Raw genomic sequence first — 17,037 nt, 5'->3', positions numbered from 1 at the left:
ACCCGGAGCCAACGTCAAGACGTACATCCCCATAATGAATACCGCTATAAGAGCTGGTGTCCCGTATTGCCTAGAAAGCTGTTTCAATATGCTCATAAGGTAAAAAGAAAGGCGGGAGGTATAAAATACCTCCCGCCTTCTTCTCATGCAATGCTACCAGCTAGTCAGCAGCCATGGGAGCGTAGGTGCCAGTGTACAAAGCCACGGTACAAACGCCACCATCCACAGCAATCGTTGGTGCAGGTTCCCACACACCATACTGATTGAGGCGATAAATCTGCACCGGAGCGCCAGCGGGCACAGCCCAGCACATTACAGTGGCTTCCGGCAAAAGCAATTCGTCTCCGTATGTAATTGTCATCGAATTGCCAGCATAGCTCCAGCCAGCAGGAGCAAGCGTCGAGTCCACAGCGCGCGTGGCAAACACATTCACATCATCGTTACACACATTGGCTTTGGAAGATCCAAAATCATTGCGCGCACAGCCTTCTCGGCTCGGGGTCACCTCAGGGTCATCGATAGTGCCACCACTGGGGATAGTGCCCTGAGCGAAGACAGCGCTGGTAATCGCCAGCGAAAACACCAGCGCCACCGCTAAAGCAAAAGAACCCATTCGCAGATACTTATTCATAAACAACATCTCCTTGTACTGAATATTGTGGAACTAATAGTACAGCCTAAAAGGGTGGGTACGCCGATACTAGTGCAAACTTTGTCCGGATTTTGTCCGGATTAAGAAGACGGCTAAGGAAGCAAAAAAGTCAGTTCAATGACAGTATCTCGGCTTAACTTCAATTGCCCACTCACTTCATTGCCTTGCTGCGACAGCTCAGAATGGCTGGAAGATACCACTTGCGCTCCTTGAGGGAGAAGGATCCCCAAGTTCAAGTCAACCTGTTTCACCCCCGGCTGTTTTTGAAGAGTTAACCGGTACACATACCCAGTTTCCGTTTGCTCAATCATCCCATCCGGTAAGCTGAATGCCATCGCAATGGTTTGAGATTGCTGTGTTGGCACCACCACCATGGTGCCGAATTCAGCGAATCCGTCCAATTCGTCCAAATAGTCGATCCGCTCCGGAACCGAGTTGCCTGATAGTATCCACTCACCGGGGATACTTTGCGCCTGGTAATTGATCATACGCGCTCCATCCGGCTTGTACACCCGTAGATAAGTCCAATAACAGTCATGAATCATCGCTTCGTAATCCCCAAAATCTCCCCCCGGAGCCACTGGTCTTGGATCGCACTCCCTTATTACCTCGCTTTGATTTCGATAGGTGACCCCTAGAGCCGCTACTGGAGTTTCCAAGTTAGCTAAATCTATTCGGTAAGTCACTTCAGTATCTACAATCGGATTGCTCTTGGTAAACCCCACATTCGTGTCCACCAGCATCAAATAATCACCACTGGAATAACGAAGCTCTCCATCCCAACCATACTGCGCAAGGAAAGAATCCACCGTCGCATCATCGAACTGAAGCAGGATGTGTTTTTCATCCAGTGCTTTGGTGAGAACACTGATAATCTCTTCCCAAGAGACATTCGAACCGTTCCGCAAGCGAGCTAAGATAGCCTCAGCCATCGGTTGCATAAAATCCTTGCGGTGCTCCTGTAGCCACTGCTGGTTTTCCGGTGTCCTTTCTTCTGGGTTGGGTACAGCCCCCCGCTCGGCCTGCATGTGCATCAAAATATTCTCGCTAGTAATTAGCTGACCATCTACGCGCACAGAACCCAAAGCACCCACCAGCAAGGATAACGCGTGCTGGTTGATGGCGATCACTCCGTCCACCGTGTGGGCGCGCGAGTATGCATACAAAGATTCCACCTGTGCCGCAACTACCGGGAAATCTGGGCGCCAGTTGGCATCACGCAGCACCAGAATTCGAGCAGCCATGTACTCTTCTAACTGCCAGGGCGGGGCGGGATACAGATAATTATAATCATCTACATCATAGGAATCTTCCAAGTTGAATGACAAGATATTCCCATCTTGAATTACAAGACCTCCTACCGCGGTAATGAAACCACCGGTTGGCCGCAACTCATCTTCATTTTGCAACAACAATAGATAATTCGCCGGGCGTGCGTCCATACCAAGCAGTGAGGGCAGAGAGGCCATCATCTGAACGGCATCACGCACCACTTCAAATGCCGGGTCGAATTCTTCAAGAATCAGGGCTTTCAAACTCGGATGTACGCCTTCCAGATCCAGGGTGGCACGCGTTTCACCTGCCATCTCAGCTGCATAAACCGCGGCTCGAAATTCAGGCGCAGCAGTTTGCAGAATACTAGTTAACGAATCCAACGAAGTTGGGGTTGTTTCTTCATCCAGAACACCAAGTAAAGGAGAGATGCCCTCGTAAAGCTGCTCTGTGGCGACTGCAGTGAGCTCCGTCATCGATAGTACAGGAGAGACCAATGAGAGTTCTTTGCCGATAAACGGCAGCCAACTCAAACGATCTGCCATCCAAATTAGAGGTCTGGCACGCTCTGTCAAAGCATCAGCAGTCTGGCGAAACTCCCTCACAGTGGCTCCAGCTTCGTAAATTTCATCGGCACGTTGTAAATTAATCCCTAAAGCCAAAACCGACTTCAGCTCCCTTGCCTGGTTATACAACTCCCTCGCCAAAAGATACGAGGCACCCCCTACCCAGCCAAGGTAGGCCAGTACCACCAGCAACGCCCCCAACATAATCCGTCGTGAGAGTACATTTGGGCTCCAAAATACCCTCCTTGTCTTTGTCCGCTCCCGGCTCGCAGCTCGTCCAACACTTTCGTCCAGCACCGGGGAGCTCTCACCGCGCGTAGAACTCAAATGTCGCTCTTTGGCGTACAGCATCTTGACGAAACGCTCTAGTCCCTTGGCGTGCCAATCGCTCAACGTGCTGGTTGGAGTAATTTCCTTCTCATCACTAAGCAAATAGTATTTTTCTTCTTCTGTAGGGGAAATACCTTCCCCAAATTTCTGTCGAACGTATAGGGAAATCACATTATCAATTTTTCCCCAAGAATCTCGCAATGAATCCGCCGCAGGGAAGCCAAATTCAATTTCAGCAAAGTACATCGCTCCAAGCACACCGAACTGTCCCCAAGCGGTATCCAAACGTTTTCCGCGCCTAGGAGGAGTGCTAGGCAGCATGTCCTTAAAGAGTTCCGCCATTGCCCGCAACAAGAAGTATCCGATATCGCCGGAAGCCTTGGCGTTGCGCTCACTGTAATCTCGCACAAGCAAGCTATTAAGCCAAGCATGGTCAGTTAATAACTGTGGATCCTTATTTTGACTTAAAAGCTTTCTTATAATTTCTGATGGTCTCTGTTCAATATTCATAGGGATCTATGCCCAAAAGTAATCATGCCTCTGGATTCTGCTTGTTAGCATTTGATGTCGACATTAATATTGGTCAGAGTAGGGACATATAAGCGCTGATGCCCAACAGAATTAGCGAAAGAAGCAAAAGCAAAATGACCCAGCGTGGCGGCGTTAGAGGTTGTTGAGAGCTGTTATTGCCATTTCGGTGTCTGAATCCTTCGGGTAATGTTCCGTCCCACTTCTTTTGGTAAATGGGGCATTTCACAAAGGCTTTACTGTCAAAACAGGTAGCGCCCTGATAGCCTATGGAAACCGCTTTTGGTGGTTTTAGGCGATGGCAGAAATTGCCAGGAGAAGTAAACAAGAAACTGGTTTGTGGATCATCTTCCATACCCAAAAAGGGGCATATATTGAAACCGGTTTGAGCCTCCCCCTCAGGGTGAGTATCCTCATGTTGTGAAGAAATGCCTAGCTGGGAAGTGGTCATCAAAAACCTAGCTTTCCTGGTCGTAAAGATATTGATACCCATTTCTATAAGCCGAGAAATAAGCTGAATTTAAGTCCGCGTTGTTAAACACCACACCAAGAATATTGGCATTTACTCTGCGTAGGTTTTCAATAGTTTGCTTGGCCATTGGCAAAGTAGTTTTTCCAGGTATCATCACAACGATAACACCATCAGCCTTTTGAGCCAGCACTATGGCATCTGTTACGGGCAAGACTGGGGGTGCATCTATAATTACCAAACTCGCTTTTTCAGAAGCCGCATCAAGGATGCTCATCATACGTTTTGAGGAAATTAACTCCGAAGGATTTGGTGGAATACCCCCTGAGGCGAGAACCTTGAGATCAGCGCGTTTTGTTCCCTGCAATTGAGAAAGAATTGCTTTGGGGATTTCTTTGTTGATAGCAACAAAAAGGTTGGATAAGCCTTTCTTGTTAGACAATGCAAAGAGCTTGTGCTGCCTTGGTCTTCGCAAGTCGGCATCTATTAGAATAGTTTCGGCCCCTAATTGGCTCATTACAACGGCTAGGTTGGCTGCTACAGTTGTCTTGCCTTCCCCCTGAGATGGACTAGTGATTACGATAGTCTTTAAATGGTTATCAACAGCTGAAAACTGAACGCTGGTTCTTAGAGACCTAAAAGCTTCCGCAACGGGTGAACGCGGGTCTGTTAAAGTGATGACGGAATTAGAATCCTCCTCTTTTCCAATTAAGGAGAGTACTGTCAAGCCCAGAGCATTTTTAACGTCATCCGTGTCCTTAATAGAATTATCAAGTGCAACCTGTAGGAAAAGAATACCAATCGTCAATACTAGACCTGCAACTCCAGCCAAAATGGTATTCAGGGCTTTATCAGGACTAACCGGGCTTGTAGGGGGGATCGCAGGGTCAACGTGAAATAGGTTGGAAGTCCCTTGAGCCTCTGCAAGCCTAAGCTGCTCATAGCTCTGTAACAACTGTGCGTACGACTGACGATATTGGCTGAGCAGTCCTTCCAGGCGAGACCTTTCAGCTTGAGTTTCTTCAGTTTCATCAAGAGCACCAAGGGCTAGTTGAATTTGATTCACAAATTGCTGCTGCTCGGCAATTTGATGCTCAAGAGTAGTTTTTGATTCGACAAATCTTGATTGCTGCATGGCTCTGTTTTCAATAACAAACTGTTCCACTAATGAATTGGCTATTAGAGCTGCAAGCTCAGAATCTCTGTTTAAAACCCTGATCTCAATTAGCTGAGTATTGGGTATTGGGAGAATGCGAATACTGCTTTTTAGGGTCTCAAGTTCCTCTCCTAGCCCAAATTCTGCCCGCAAGGTTTCTAACAGTGGCCTAGCAAGAAGAAGCTCAGAATAAGTACGTGCCAAACGCTCGCTCGTAAGAATTGCGTTATATTCGTTTGTTGCAACTGTTGTCTGTTCATTTACCAAAATCGTTGTCTTGGCCTCGAACCAGGGAGTAACTAAATTGCTAACTATGTAGGCAAAAAGTGCCAATAGCATGGCTATAAGCAGAGGAATATGTATCTTTTTACGCAAAACACCAAGATACAGCCTGTAGTTAAAATCGCCACTTTGCTGATTCAACATATTACTCCTCTTTAGGCAGGCAGGACAAGGCGAGATTTCGCATCGTTTAACTTAGGCATGCGCCAAACATGGCCAACCAATAAACCAATTACCAGCCATTTCTCTCGATGGTAAATACTATCTTGAAATTGATCCATGACAAACATGGACAGGACGGCAATAGCAAGTCCGAGAACCATGTAAGATGTAGTTCTATTTTTATCTTTATGCAGGATTGATATCGAATAGATACCCACCTGTAGATGTATAGCAACCCATCCCACAAAGGCGAAAATACCGCCCGTATAAAGAATCTGTAAAAATACGTTATGAACGGTTCCATCAATTTCCCTGAGAAAGCTACCAATCCCTGATGTCGAAAGCTGATCGTAACCAGCACCAATAAAGGGCACAGGAAATATCTGCCTCATTGCCTCTTTAATAAGAAGGAGCCTCGAATCTGCAGTTATGCCTTGAACTCTTTGGATCGCAGAACCGCCCAAATTCGGCAAATCAAAACCAACAGCAAAATTTCTGGGGGGTTGGAACATATTCCAAGAAACCCAAATCAACGCAATGACCGCCAGAAATTGTGTTACTCCCCAGAAGAGCGTAGCGAAGAGTCTAGACGTACCAAATGCAATGAGCATTCCCAAAAGAGCAAAAGCGAATCCAAGGTAGGCAGTAACGGATCCGCTTATGAACACCCCGATAACTTGCACAAGTAAAGCACAACCAAGTAATATCCTTCGTGCCAAAGTAGAATCGGGTCTAAAAGATTGGGCCATCGTCAATATCGCGGATAAGACGAGAAAGTAGCCAAACTTGTTAGGGTGCCCTAATGGTCCAGCATACCGACCCCAGAGCTGGATTTCAGGTGTTGCAGAAATAATTGGTCCGATCCTGCTACCAGAGATAAAATCGACCACACCTACCACGCTAGCCAAGAAGCCTGAAATCACGAGGGCCATTACGATGGCCTCGGAGAAACCGCGCTGCACCAGAATCCATATCAGAGAGACAAAGATTGTTACGACAAATATCTGCTGAACTAATTCCGTTATAGCAATGGGTATGCTCTTAGAATGCACAAGCGAAATTGTTGCACCCAAGAAGACCAAAACAGCCGGTCCAATAAATTTATTCCTATACCAGAAACTGGCTTCTACGCTGTTTGAAAACAATGTTTCAGAGAACACTAAAACTAATGTTGCAAAAAATAGCCAATCAGAGATCGACAAGCCAAAAACCCTGACAAAATTAAAACACAAAACAGTAGTTCCACCGATAAATAGGCCCTTGCTCAACATGCTAGTTTTCCTCGCCCAGGCTAGTGAGCATCTTTTGAAACCTTTCAAATACCTTGTTTATCTCAAAATGTCTTTTAGCAAATTCATAGCTCTTGACAAGATCCAGAGCCAATGTTTCACCTTTAATCATTCTCTCAGCCGCATTCAGGAAAAGATCTACCCGAGAAGGCGGAATCACCAGGCCGGCCCTACTCCTAACAAGCACTTTTGCAGCATAGTTATCAGGGGGTATAAGATACAAAATCGGTTTCTGAGCACAAAGATAACTCAGAATTTTAGAAGGCACCGCGAATTGGCTTGCATCCGAAGAAATAAATCCAAAAAGCACATCGGCTGTCGCTAATACTTCAGCATACTGTTCTATAGACTGATAGCGATGCACTTCAATATTTTTGTGCTGATTGACGATATTGTTTTTAACCCATTCAAATCCAGCCCCACCACCAACAATAATTATCTTAGCATTACTATACTTCGCAATACGTTCGGCCAAGTCAACAATCACCCCTAAATCGTGTTTGAAGCCCAAGCTGCCTGTATATACAAAGCAAAACTTATCCAAATAACCGTGCTTCTGCGACCAAGTATTTGCCTTACCTATTAAACGTACTTCATTAAGGGGGGCCCAATTGGGAATAAAGAATACCTTCTTCTTATCAATACCCAACTTTCTCAGATAAATACTAAAGTTTGGAGAAATGGCAATAATGGCATCACTAAACAAGAGGCTACGCTTTTCAACGCCTATATAATACGCAGCTATAAGTTTTCCAAGCCACCCTAGTTTCTGCGTGAGAACTTTATGTGTAGCTATCCCAATCAAGTCTTGTAGCCAATAAACAAATTTAGCATTATGCTTCTTACAAGAGGAAGCTAGACGACGCTGAACATCAAGTGGAGAATTTGCAGAGAAGACAATATCAGGCTTATACAACTTGATAACACTTATCAACTTGTTGGCATATTGGTTTTCTTGGATCCACCGCAAAAAAAAACGGTCCTTTTTCAAGCCTCCAGTCACACCTAGTTTCACAAGCTTCACCGTGCTTGGCAGGCTGTCTCGGCCTATAAAGCCAGTTTTATTATTTGAGTCACAGTAGACATGGATGACTTCATAACCTCGAGAGGCTAACGTGTGAGATAACTGAAATATAAAAGAAAAACCGCCGTAATCGTGAATTAGTATTCTCTTCTTGTTTCTCAAAATGACCACTGACCTTCATCTAATAAAGAGTCGATATCAGCTTCTTCTAACAGAATACGGGCTAGTCTTTCATAGTATGGAGGCGCGGATAGCATTTGATAGGTCTTGAATGCATTCGATTGCATCTTCTTTGTCTCTTCCGGACTCAGATCCCATATCGAATTTACTGCTGACAGCAAGCCATCGATAGAATTTTGTTCTGGCATTAGCCAACCATTTCTCTGATGCTTTAAATATTCGGGCTCTGGCCCCATGTGCAAGTCCAACTGACAATGCGTCAAAACAGGGAGACTCAATGACATCATATGGACAACATTTAAGCCCATAAACCCAGGGCCAACGCCCCAGCGACAAGCCTTTGATATTATTGAAATCTTCTCCTGATCAAATAGCTCTCCATAATAGTGAATTTGAGGAACATGTTTAAGCTGATTCTTAACATAACCTGACAGTGGACCGCCCCCGATAATGTGCAAATCAACTTGTACTGCATTTTCACTGTTATATTTTTTTACGGCATCAATCAAGATTTCTATACCACAATTGCCGCGAAGTCTACCGAGATAAAGTAGCCCTTGTTCTTGTCCATGCTTTTGAGCAGGCAGAATCGGGTAACCGTTGTGCATCGAATTATGATCAACCAACAGTTTTTGGGGATTATGTGTCCATGACATCAGACTCTGTTTGACGCCGATTGTATAACAAACATACGAATGAGACAGTCTCAGGATAAGTTGATAAGCGATTTGATGCAAGAGCTTCGCCTTCCTTCTTTTGAAGGCCCCATGCCCCCTTGAGAACACTGGTATGCGAAGTAATTTCCCAAGCAACAAAGTAAACCAAAAACTAGCTTTTTTTGTGTCCACCCATGCAAGTACGATGTCTGGTTTTTTTTGATAAAGAAATGACAGAAAATGCAGATTAGATTTTATTCTACCAAACAAGGAGTTCGTCAAACCCTGATGAAATCGAATAACAGTAGAATCTTGAGGCTGAAGATTAACAAATCCCATATCTTTGGGAATTGGGCCACAAAATACATCAATTGCAAACAAATTGTTTTCAGCCAAGGCAATAAACACAGGAGCCAAGTACGAAGTCAAATGCGGACATATAACAACTAGATGCTTCAAATCCCTATTGTCTCCCATCAGTCCCCCGTTTAAACAAAAAGTCAGCTTGAATTGCGCGGCCGAACTTATCATGGGTGAGGTTGTGAATACTTATTAAAGAAAAGCCCTCTTTCAAGATTGTTAAAAATACTTGATTGACAGTAGCCTGTCCTTCATACAGTTCCATGAAAGAACATTCAACATAAAGATACTCAAAGCACTGTATAAGAGTCTGGCTGCCGTTAATCGCATTTAGCTCAGAGCCCTGAACATCTATCTTGAGGAGAGCTGGTTTCTCAATTTGAGCTGAAGTTAACACGGCGCCTAACGGAAGCACCCGTACTTCGCGTTGCTCTCTTTCTTCTGTTCCTGGAAATATTTCTGCCTGCAAATCAGTAATTGGGAGCAGCGAAGAAGAATCATCTGCTTTAGATACATGCATGAGCATATTACCTTTCGCAGTACCAATGGCATTCAGATAAATATGCGCGCGGCCATCGCCATAAAAAATTTTACGAAACAATTCTACAGGTTCACTTAGTGGTTCAAAAGAGAAGAGAATTGCATTCGGCCAAAATTTCCGAGCCAACAACGCAAACTGCCCCCGATTCGCTCCGACATCTACTACACATTTAATTTCTGGAAGCCCCTGAAGAACCTTTGTGTGCTCTACAGATGGGACAACGCCATGCCGAAGTGCCTTGCGCCACAAAGAATTACTCAAGGCCTGTAAAAGCTTGCGAATTTGGAGTATTTTTCTCGCCATGTTGGGCATATCTAAGCTTTAAGCTCTCCCATAAACATATAAATGTTTATCTTTCAAGATAAAAAGAAGAGCCACGCCTAAAATAAATAGGGTAATAATAAACTTCATTAAAACTGATGGTGCAAAAACCGTCAAAAATGGGATTATCAAACAAGTACATAAACCTAACCCAATATCAAAAACCATGTTTTTTACAGATCTTATAAAACTACTATCGCCAAGAACGCTGTAGGTTTTCAAATTGTAAAACAAAAGAATTCCCATACTGAAATTTGCAAGGGCTGCACCAACAAGACCAATTAAGCTGGATGCCCATGCTAATACAGCAAGGGTTAAAACCACTGCAAATGTATAAAGTATTGAGCTAAACCGCATCATGCCCATACCAACGACCGTCTGGTGACCGACACGAACAAGCCCCACTAAGCCATAGGCTGCGACAACCAAACTAAAGACAAAGCCATATTCCTGAGCATACTCCGGCGATATCCAAGCAGACAGAATCTCGGCCATCCACAAGGCCAAGATGCCAACTAGGCAAAAAACCAAAAGACTAACAGCTCTTGATGCTTTTCTAAAAACGACGAATAGTCGCGAGTAATTCTTCTGTACACTTTTTTTACTTGCGTAGGGCAAAAGGATTTCGGTAATTTGTCCTACAACCAATGGTACTCGCAGGCCGATGCTTGTTGCAACTGAATATACACCTACCAGCGGTATGCCCAGAAAAGCACCTATCAAAACACGGTCAAATTGGGCGAAGGCAATGTTTGCTATACTTTCATAAGAGGTGAACTTAGCATAATTTAGAATCCGCTTTAATAAAGCCAGATCTAAATAAAATTCAAACTTCTGAAGTCTATATAATTCGCGAAAGTACCATATTAAGCTTAGGGCAATAACAATCAATATCCAGATTGATGCTATTAATGCATTCTTGCTGTATGAAGCAAGTAATATTCCACCAATCCAGAGAGCCATCATAGAAACGGTTTCAATTTGGCGAACTCTACGATTTGCAAATTGTGCAAGCAAAAAACCAACTATTACTTGGCTTAGAAATCTAGGCAATACTGCAACACATAGAACGGGAATCGCCATTGCTAGTTGAAGCTGTAACTCCCGGTTATTTGTGACATGTTTTACAAAAACTTCTCTAAAACCAAACCCCAGGCCCCCAACCAGCAATGAAGCCATTGAGGCAACCAAAAAAGCCGATGAAATGATCCTGTTGTAATAATTTGTGCTAGCATCACCGTTAGGAGCTTCTGAGGCCATTTTGTTTACAATTGTTCCAACGCCCAATGTGCCTCCCACTGAAACTATTACCAAGGCATTCAACAAAGACCAGACACCAAAAAAATCATCTCCCATCACGCGTATTGAAATAGGAGTAATAAACAAAAAAAATAAAGTGTTTACAAGCAAATAGACAAAATTACCTGCAATTATCTTCTGAAAGAAACTCATATTCTACCTGGGAATGCAATATATTCATTCTCTAAACCATCGATAATCCCAATCTGATACCCAAAACCATTGAGGTACTTCAAGCAAGCAGCAGCTAAATGATGGCCATGAGTAGCCAAAAAAATGACCGGTCTAGTCCGCTCAATAACAATCCGAGATCCCTGTAATATCTGCAATTCAGCACCTTCTGCATCAATCTTTATATAATTAGGCGGCAAAATACTTCCTTGTATAAAGAGGTTATCTAAGCTTACTGTTTGAACAAGCAAGGATCCTGTAGGGGAGATATGTGCCATCTCCCCGCGCGGTCCATTGGCAAAACGTGCTTGACCGCTGGCATCAGACACAGCCGCTTCAACTACAATCACATTTTCGGTGCAATTGAGTGCCAAATGTCTGTGTAGAAACAATAGATTGCTGGGAAGGGGTTCAAAAGAAAATACCTTCCCGCGTTCTCCTACCAGAGTTGAGGCTAGTAATGTATAGAAACCCACATTACTTCCGATATCATAAAATACCGTTCCAGGCTCAACCATCTTTGCAATTGAATTCTGCTTTTGGTGTTCATAAGTTCCAAACCAGCAAGCATAAATGCTTGAATGTAGTATCCACTTCGTTCCAAGTAACGGGCCAGTTAGTATTGGCAACGAAATATTATCTGGCAGCAGAGATAATGGCCACCGAAGTAATTTGCCAAGTAGTGCGGTATGTGCCAAAGCTTGAGAGAGTCTTTTTCTAAGCTCTACCATAAAATGAGACACTTTGATGAAACATTGAGTGGTAACTGGGCGCATTTAGGGTGAGATTTCAAATGCAATACATTCAAGAGGAAAATGGTTTCCGCAACGTAACGCGGGAGTAGCTTGTAAGATGGGGATTGGGGAATCTAAACAAAAACCGCGAAAAGGCTTGATGAGCACTATTTAATATCGGCACTCGCCGCCAATAGTTGTTTCCAAAGTATCCACAAAATTCAACCACCTCATAATCCAAAGCACTAAACTCCTTTAGCATTTTAGAAGTAGGCCCAAAGCACAAATCGTAATAAGCAGGGAATTTTGCATTCTGTATGCGATTCCGTGGGGCAAACAGATTGAGTAAGACAGAGGAAAAATCATCAGGAAGCAATTTGTTAACCAGAAACGGAAGAGCCCATAAAGTGGGAAAGAAATGAACAGCTAAGCCACCTGAGTTAAGTATAGAGAAAACATTTTTATGGAAAGTGTGCCCGCTTCTTACATGCTCAGCGACCATTCTACTAATAACCAAATCGTATTTCTCTTTAGAGAGGAACGGTTCTTCTTGTATATCCTTGCATAATTTGTTATACCTTCTGTCCGCTTTATCAAGTTCCTCCTTGGAAATATCAAGCACTGTATATTCCAATTCACGAGACACAACGAATTCAATATCTAATAATGGATTTGCTCCTCCGCCTATATCACAGATTTTCTTCGCTTCAGATGCGCACACCAAATCCTGTATATATCCTGGATATTCTTCCCATTCATTTTCGAAGACACCGTAGCGGATGTTCAATTGTTGCATACCTCCAGAAAACTAAAGCCTCGATATTGTTTGATAATTCTACAGGAGCCAAGGAATTAATATACTCCATCCCTCCGCGCAACGACCCAAATCGTTCTCAACAATATATATAAATCTAGCCAGATAGACCAATGCGTAACATAATAGCTATCGAAATCAGCGCGCTCCTCAAAAGTGGTTTTATTTCTTCCGGAGACTTGCCACATCCCTGAAAGCCCTGGACGCATAGTAATGTACATCTTAATTCTGGTCCCATAAACTGAGACTTGATTCTCTAACATTGGCCGCGGGCCTACCAAACTCATTTCCCCCTTTAAAACATTCAACACTTGGGGCAACTCATCTAAGCTCCATTTACGCAGCCACCTGCCTATTCGCGTGATCCTAGGGTCCCGCCGCAATTTCTGACTTTCTCTCCATTCACGTCGTGCATCTGCGTTGTTTTTCAAATAGTCCTGCAATTGTCGCTCAGCATCTGATACCATTGTGCGGAACTTAAATATCTTAAACTTCTGTCCATTCAAGCCAATCCGTTCCTGCATATAGAAGATGGGGCCATGCCCCTCTAGTCGAATCAATAACGCAACAACAATACAGATTGGCATCGTAACGACGCTTGAAACCACCACGAGGACAACATCCATTAGGCGTTTTATAACAAGCTCGCTTTGGGTTAAAATATTCCTGCTTGCTTCAAAGCCCAGCAAGCCTTCCAAGTCTCGGATTTGAACCGAAGTGCCTATAAACAAATCGCTGGAAATAAATATGACATTTTTAAACATTGCAGAGAGCTTCCTCACCGTGGAGGCATCCAGGTTGAAAGCTGGCAGATGGCCAACAACTGCCGTATAAATTTTCTTTTTGAGATAGTGATCTTCCTGGAGGCCACCTAGCATAGCCAAATCTGCCATAATTCTCACGGGAACCAGCCCCAGTCGTCTGCGCTTGAGAAAATAATCCGCCAACTCCTCTGCAGCAGGACCCTTACTCACTACAATCACAGGCTCTCCCCACACATTCATCTGGGTGGCAAAAATCTTAATCACCCAGCGGCAAAGCACCACAGACAATATTGTGCCCGCCCAGCCAAGTCCAAAGGCAAGGCCATTGGCCACCCAACCAACATCAAACGCAGTGAATATGGCTAGCCCAATCAATATGCCCAAACTGACAGACTGGGTCACTAGTTTTATTTCATCCGCCGGGTTAACACCCACTCCAGGGTACAGCCGGCTGGTAACCAAGAAGCCCCAACAAAGCACCACCACCACCAAATATTTCAAATCATCCAAATCTGGCCTGAACAGCGGCACAATCTGGTTAATCAGCAACACAGCCCCCACAGTAAGTAGAAAACCCAGCAAGTCCGCAGCAAACATAAGCAGCCACATCCGCCTCCTGTAATTGCCGGAAAGGCGCGGGATGGCCGCATTTTGAATGTTTGCTTCAAACGAGGATCTTGCTGTTTTCGATGTTTTCTTCCGTCTTACAGCTACCATCTTGGCCCCTATCGCCAATAGACTCTCATCCGTATCCCGTAACTAACCTAACCAAGCAGGCTCCGCCCTTCCGACATACACGGGGCTGTTTGAGACAGGCAATCGCACTTAGCTCCAAGCAGCAGAGCAAGCGGAATCAGCTAAGACAAGTCGTCCAACGAATCCCCTCGCGGATTGCTGTTTGCCTATTCGGTTAGGGTTGTTTTGCTGCTACCGCGCTGGGATTTCCCACCTCTAACTTAGTAGCTTACAAAGTATACTACTTGCTTTCAATATGGCAAGGTAACCTGAATGAAGCGCATTCTTCTAATCTGCACCGCCAACATCTGCCGCTCTCCCATGGCCGAAGGCTTCTTAAAAGAATTGGCGGTATCAAAATCCTTTGCATCCAATTGGCACATCGAAAGCGCCGGCACCTGGGGGCAACCAGGGCTGCCGGCTGCAGCCGGCAGCCTTAACGCCATGCAGGCTCGCAATATCAACATCAGCCAGCATCGCTCGAGGATCGTGTCTGCCGCGCTCATCGCAGAGGCAGATCTCATCCTTACCATGGAGAGCGGGCATAAAGAAGCACTCCAAATAGAATTCCCAGAAAAGCGGGATTGTGTTTATCAGCTGTCAGAACTGATTGGTGAAGAATTCGATATAGAAGACCCCATCGGGCAGTCCTTGCAACGGTTCGAACGCACAGCTAATGAGATTAAAGATCTACTAATCAGGGGTCTGCCCACCATTGCCAGCTGGTTAGAAGCAGGCAATGGAAACAAAAACCCGGCCTCAAAATGAGGCCGGGGCTGATTGCGAATTAGAGGGGGTAATTCGCAACCACAAACAGCACATTCACTATAAAGGCAACTAGTCAACAAAAACAAGAGTTAGCCAACAAGTCGGAAACAGGCCGGTGAAAAACCGGACAAATAGCGAGTTACGCTCTTATTTCTTGCGCACTGCTCCCGCCGGCAGCTCGGTGCGTATCTGTTTTCCACGAGATATATTCAGCAAAATCAGGACACGCTCTGCACCACTCAACTTCATATCAAAAATACCGTGGTATCCGCGGAATGGGCCTTCTGTAACTTGTACCGTATCACCAGGCGCCAAACGGTTGAATTCCAATCCACCCTTTGCATTGATTTCGTCTAAAGAATCCCGTATTGATTGAATCGCCAAACTAGTTACTACCGCGGCTTCCCCACCCAACTCCACCAACCCCTGAGAAAAAGGCAGATAATCAAAGAAAGAACTCCCAGTTTCCTGCAGATCAATTCTTACAAACAGATAATTCGGGAAAAGCGGCCTCCACTTGGCAGCCCGTGGGTTTACGGGTTTTACTCTTAGCCTAGGGAGGAAGCTCTCAACCCGCCTGGAGACTAACTGCTTATAGAGAATGTTCTCTTTGTGTGCAGCGCTCCTTAAGACATACCATTGAGCGGCCATGCTTTTATCAAACCTTTTTTATCTGCCCTGGCTTTAGCTCCAGAGCATCAAAGCTGGTTTGGCACACAATAAACCGCAGCCGATTCTTATCAACGATCAAGCGTACTTCGCCAAAGGTTCCGATCGACTGCAAGGCTTCGTCAATAATCCTGATCCGGTCAATGTCAAGAAATTCAAGTTCACTTTCCTTGAGTATGCCCCCTTGGGAGTGTGATGCACCGGCCATCGGCTACCCCTATTTAGTTCAAGATGAATAGACTTGAGATACCCCCGGGAATTTTCCACCTCTGGCAGGAGCGTTTGGCTAGTATAAAACCAACCTTCTATGCTTGCAAGGCTGGCTTTGAACTCTAGCAGAAAAACAGCAATACAGTCTAGTTCCGGCAGCTCTCCCGCCCAGGCGCAGAAATATCCGGAATAATCAGTGTAATACCGGGTTGTATCTCTATAGGAACGTAGACGTTTCCGCCTTTGTGTAAATAGGTGTTTGCTTCACGGATGCATTTTGCTGCATTGCTGACTCTTGGGAACAATTCAAAAGCAATCGCTTGGTAGGCGCGTTCCTGATCAAGCACCACAAAGTCATCTTCAACCTGATACAGGCAGGGCACCACAGTTGGCGGCTCAAGACAAACATCCCATCCCGCGTCAGAAAAATGGAACCTAAAAAATTCAACATCCAGGGGTATCGCCAAGTCGGGTACCCTCATTTGAGCAGTCAAAGGTCCAATGTAGCCATAGTTATCCCGCAACAAAGTCCGGATCAGGCCAGCATATTCTGCCGCCAGCGCATCCTGTCCAGTAACTGAACGAGCAACGGCAAGCACACTCGTCTCCCCTCGCAATGTATAGGTACAAGGGGGGTTGAACTCTAAGCCGCATTCCCTACTGGCATCCAACGACATCTGCGTGGGCGTAGGCGTCACATCAACAGCAGATGTAGAAAGCAAATCCACTGAAGTTCCCAACACCAAACTTAATGGGTCAAGAGTTACAGTGGGGGTATTAACGATTATCGGTTCCGTGGGAGCTATTATAGGGGTGTCACTGGGTACTTGTGACATTGCTAGCTCTTGACTCTCCTCCATTAATGGAAAGAGCGCCATCAGCCCACTTACAGTCACAATAGCCAAGATCAAACACAGATAACCAGTGACTACTGCGCTGCGCCTGTGTACCTCTCTAACAATCACCCATCCCAACCGGCCTGAATAGCCCAATACCAAAAACACCAAAGCTAAAAACAACAGAACCGGTAAAAGGCCTGCCGCAAGCAAAACAAACAGCCAATCTATGGACAAGTCAGACTCCTA

General features: G+C 44.9%; 16 protein-coding genes. 1 reads left to right on the top strand and 15 read right to left on the bottom strand.

Features of this window, described 5'->3' with window-relative positions; all coding sequences use genetic code 11:
• Nucleotides 1–160 precede the first annotated feature (160 nt).
• The 12 genes from KF885_05640 to wbaP all read right to left on the bottom strand — a co-directional run bounded on the left by KF885_05640 (nucleotide 161) and on the right by wbaP (nucleotide 14,287).
• Complete coding sequence (locus KF885_05640) at nucleotides 161–631, bottom strand: hypothetical protein (protein MBX3048641.1); 471 nt, start codon at nucleotides 629–631, stop codon at nucleotides 161–163.
• Nucleotides 632–744: 113 nt separating this feature from the next.
• Nucleotides 745–3,330, bottom strand: a complete 2,586-nt coding sequence (locus KF885_05635) for a DUF4012 domain-containing protein (GenBank protein ID MBX3048640.1) — start codon at nucleotides 3,328–3,330, stop codon at nucleotides 745–747.
• Between the two features lie 73 nt (nucleotides 3,331–3,403).
• Nucleotides 3,404–3,799: a hypothetical protein gene (locus KF885_05630; protein MBX3048639.1), complete on the bottom strand. Its 396-nt coding sequence runs from the start codon at nucleotides 3,797–3,799 to the stop codon at nucleotides 3,404–3,406.
• A gap of 7 nt (nucleotides 3,800–3,806) precedes the next feature.
• Nucleotides 3,807–5,399, bottom strand: a complete 1,593-nt coding sequence (locus KF885_05625) for a polysaccharide biosynthesis tyrosine autokinase (protein MBX3048638.1) — start codon at nucleotides 5,397–5,399, stop codon at nucleotides 3,807–3,809.
• 11 nt (nucleotides 5,400–5,410) lie between these two features.
• Nucleotides 5,411–6,688 carry an O-antigen ligase family protein gene (locus KF885_05620; protein ID MBX3048637.1) on the bottom strand — a complete coding sequence of 426 codons (1,278 nt, stop codon included), beginning with the start codon at nucleotides 6,686–6,688 and terminating at the stop codon, nucleotides 5,411–5,413.
• Nucleotide 6,689: 1 nt separating this feature from the next.
• Nucleotides 6,690–7,892: a glycosyltransferase family 4 protein gene (locus KF885_05615; GenBank protein ID MBX3048636.1), complete on the bottom strand. Its 1,203-nt coding sequence runs from the start codon at nucleotides 7,890–7,892 to the stop codon at nucleotides 6,690–6,692.
• Nucleotides 7,889–8,983, bottom strand: coding sequence for a glycosyltransferase (locus KF885_05610; GenBank protein MBX3048635.1), 1,095 nt, complete (start codon nucleotides 8,981–8,983; stop codon nucleotides 7,889–7,891). Before KF885_05610 ends, KF885_05615 begins: the two co-directional genes overlap by 4 nt.
• Nucleotides 8,984–9,029: 46 nt before the next feature.
• The gene (locus tag KF885_05605; GenBank protein ID MBX3048634.1) at nucleotides 9,030–9,779 is read right to left on the bottom strand and encodes an FkbM family methyltransferase; all 750 of its coding nucleotides are present in this window, start codon (nucleotides 9,777–9,779) and stop codon (nucleotides 9,030–9,032) included.
• Between the two features lie 9 nt (nucleotides 9,780–9,788).
• Nucleotides 9,789–11,240 (bottom strand): lipopolysaccharide biosynthesis protein, encoded by a 1,452-nt coding sequence (locus KF885_05600; protein MBX3048633.1) that lies wholly within the window; start codon nucleotides 11,238–11,240, stop codon nucleotides 9,789–9,791.
• Nucleotides 11,237–12,034 (bottom strand): FkbM family methyltransferase, encoded by a 798-nt coding sequence (locus KF885_05595; GenBank protein MBX3048632.1) that lies wholly within the window; start codon nucleotides 12,032–12,034, stop codon nucleotides 11,237–11,239. The genes KF885_05600 and KF885_05595 overlap by 4 nt, the downstream gene beginning before the upstream one ends.
• A 28-nt stretch (nucleotides 12,035–12,062) precedes the next feature.
• On the bottom strand, nucleotides 12,063–12,788 hold the full coding sequence (locus KF885_05590; protein ID MBX3048631.1) for a class I SAM-dependent methyltransferase: 726 nt from the start codon (nucleotides 12,786–12,788) through the stop codon (nucleotides 12,063–12,065).
• 56 nt (nucleotides 12,789–12,844) lie between these two features.
• Nucleotides 12,845–14,287, bottom strand: a complete 1,443-nt coding sequence (gene wbaP, locus KF885_05585; GenBank protein MBX3048630.1) for an undecaprenyl-phosphate galactose phosphotransferase WbaP — start codon at nucleotides 14,285–14,287, stop codon at nucleotides 12,845–12,847.
• Between the two features lie 291 nt (nucleotides 14,288–14,578).
• Between wbaP and KF885_05580 the strand changes: the two genes are divergently transcribed.
• Nucleotides 14,579–15,073, top strand: a complete 495-nt coding sequence (locus KF885_05580; GenBank protein ID MBX3048629.1) for a hypothetical protein — start codon at nucleotides 14,579–14,581, stop codon at nucleotides 15,071–15,073.
• Nucleotides 15,074–15,220: 147 nt separating this feature from the next.
• Here KF885_05580 and KF885_05575 read toward each other — a convergent pair whose 3' ends face one another.
• From KF885_05575 to KF885_05565, 3 genes are all read right to left on the bottom strand, one after another.
• The gene (locus KF885_05575; GenBank protein ID MBX3048628.1) at nucleotides 15,221–15,724 is read right to left on the bottom strand and encodes a hypothetical protein; all 504 of its coding nucleotides are present in this window, start codon (nucleotides 15,722–15,724) and stop codon (nucleotides 15,221–15,223) included.
• Between the two features lie 7 nt (nucleotides 15,725–15,731).
• Nucleotides 15,732–15,950, bottom strand: a complete 219-nt coding sequence (locus KF885_05570) for a hypothetical protein (protein MBX3048627.1) — start codon at nucleotides 15,948–15,950, stop codon at nucleotides 15,732–15,734.
• A gap of 148 nt (nucleotides 15,951–16,098) precedes the next feature.
• Complete coding sequence (locus KF885_05565) at nucleotides 16,099–17,025, bottom strand: hypothetical protein (GenBank protein ID MBX3048626.1); 927 nt, start codon at nucleotides 17,023–17,025, stop codon at nucleotides 16,099–16,101.
• Nucleotides 17,026–17,037: the final 12 nt, after the last annotated feature.

The sequence above is a fragment of the Anaerolineales bacterium genome (assembly GCA_019637805.1).
Taxonomy (GTDB): domain Bacteria; phylum Chloroflexota; class Anaerolineae; order Anaerolineales; family UBA11579; genus JAMCZK01.
Note: the sequence above shows the minus strand (reverse complement) of the source record. Positions and strands in the feature narration are given on the sequence as shown.

Excerpts from the sequence above, each read along its gene's own strand:
- KF885_05640 (MBX3048641.1), bottom strand. The coding sequence starts at position 631 with ATGAATAAGTATCTGCGAATGGGTTCTTTTGCTTTAGCGGTGGCGCTG.
- KF885_05635 (MBX3048640.1), bottom strand. The coding sequence starts at position 3,330 with ATGAATATTGAACAGAGACCATCAGAAATTATAAGAAAGCTTTTAAGT.
- KF885_05630 (MBX3048639.1), bottom strand. The coding sequence starts at position 3,799 with ATGACCACTTCCCAGCTAGGCATTTCTTCACAACATGAGGATACTCAC.
- KF885_05625 (MBX3048638.1), bottom strand. The coding sequence starts at position 5,399 with ATGTTGAATCAGCAAAGTGGCGATTTTAACTACAGGCTGTATCTTGGT.
- KF885_05620 (MBX3048637.1), bottom strand. The coding sequence starts at position 6,688 with ATGTTGAGCAAGGGCCTATTTATCGGTGGAACTACTGTTTTGTGTTTT.
- KF885_05605 (MBX3048634.1), bottom strand. The coding sequence starts at position 9,779 with ATGCCCAACATGGCGAGAAAAATACTCCAAATTCGCAAGCTTTTACAG.
- KF885_05600 (MBX3048633.1), bottom strand. The coding sequence starts at position 11,240 with ATGAGTTTCTTTCAGAAGATAATTGCAGGTAATTTTGTCTATTTGCTT.
- KF885_05595 (MBX3048632.1), bottom strand. The coding sequence starts at position 12,034 with ATGCGCCCAGTTACCACTCAATGTTTCATCAAAGTGTCTCATTTTATG.
- KF885_05590 (MBX3048631.1), bottom strand. The coding sequence starts at position 12,788 with ATGCAACAATTGAACATCCGCTACGGTGTCTTCGAAAATGAATGGGAA.
- wbaP (MBX3048630.1), bottom strand. The coding sequence starts at position 14,287 with ATGGTAGCTGTAAGACGGAAGAAAACATCGAAAACAGCAAGATCCTCG.
- KF885_05580 (MBX3048629.1), top strand. The coding sequence starts at position 14,579 with ATGAAGCGCATTCTTCTAATCTGCACCGCCAACATCTGCCGCTCTCCC.
- KF885_05575 (MBX3048628.1), bottom strand. The coding sequence starts at position 15,724 with ATGGCCGCTCAATGGTATGTCTTAAGGAGCGCTGCACACAAAGAGAAC.
- KF885_05570 (MBX3048627.1), bottom strand. The coding sequence starts at position 15,950 with ATGGCCGGTGCATCACACTCCCAAGGGGGCATACTCAAGGAAAGTGAA.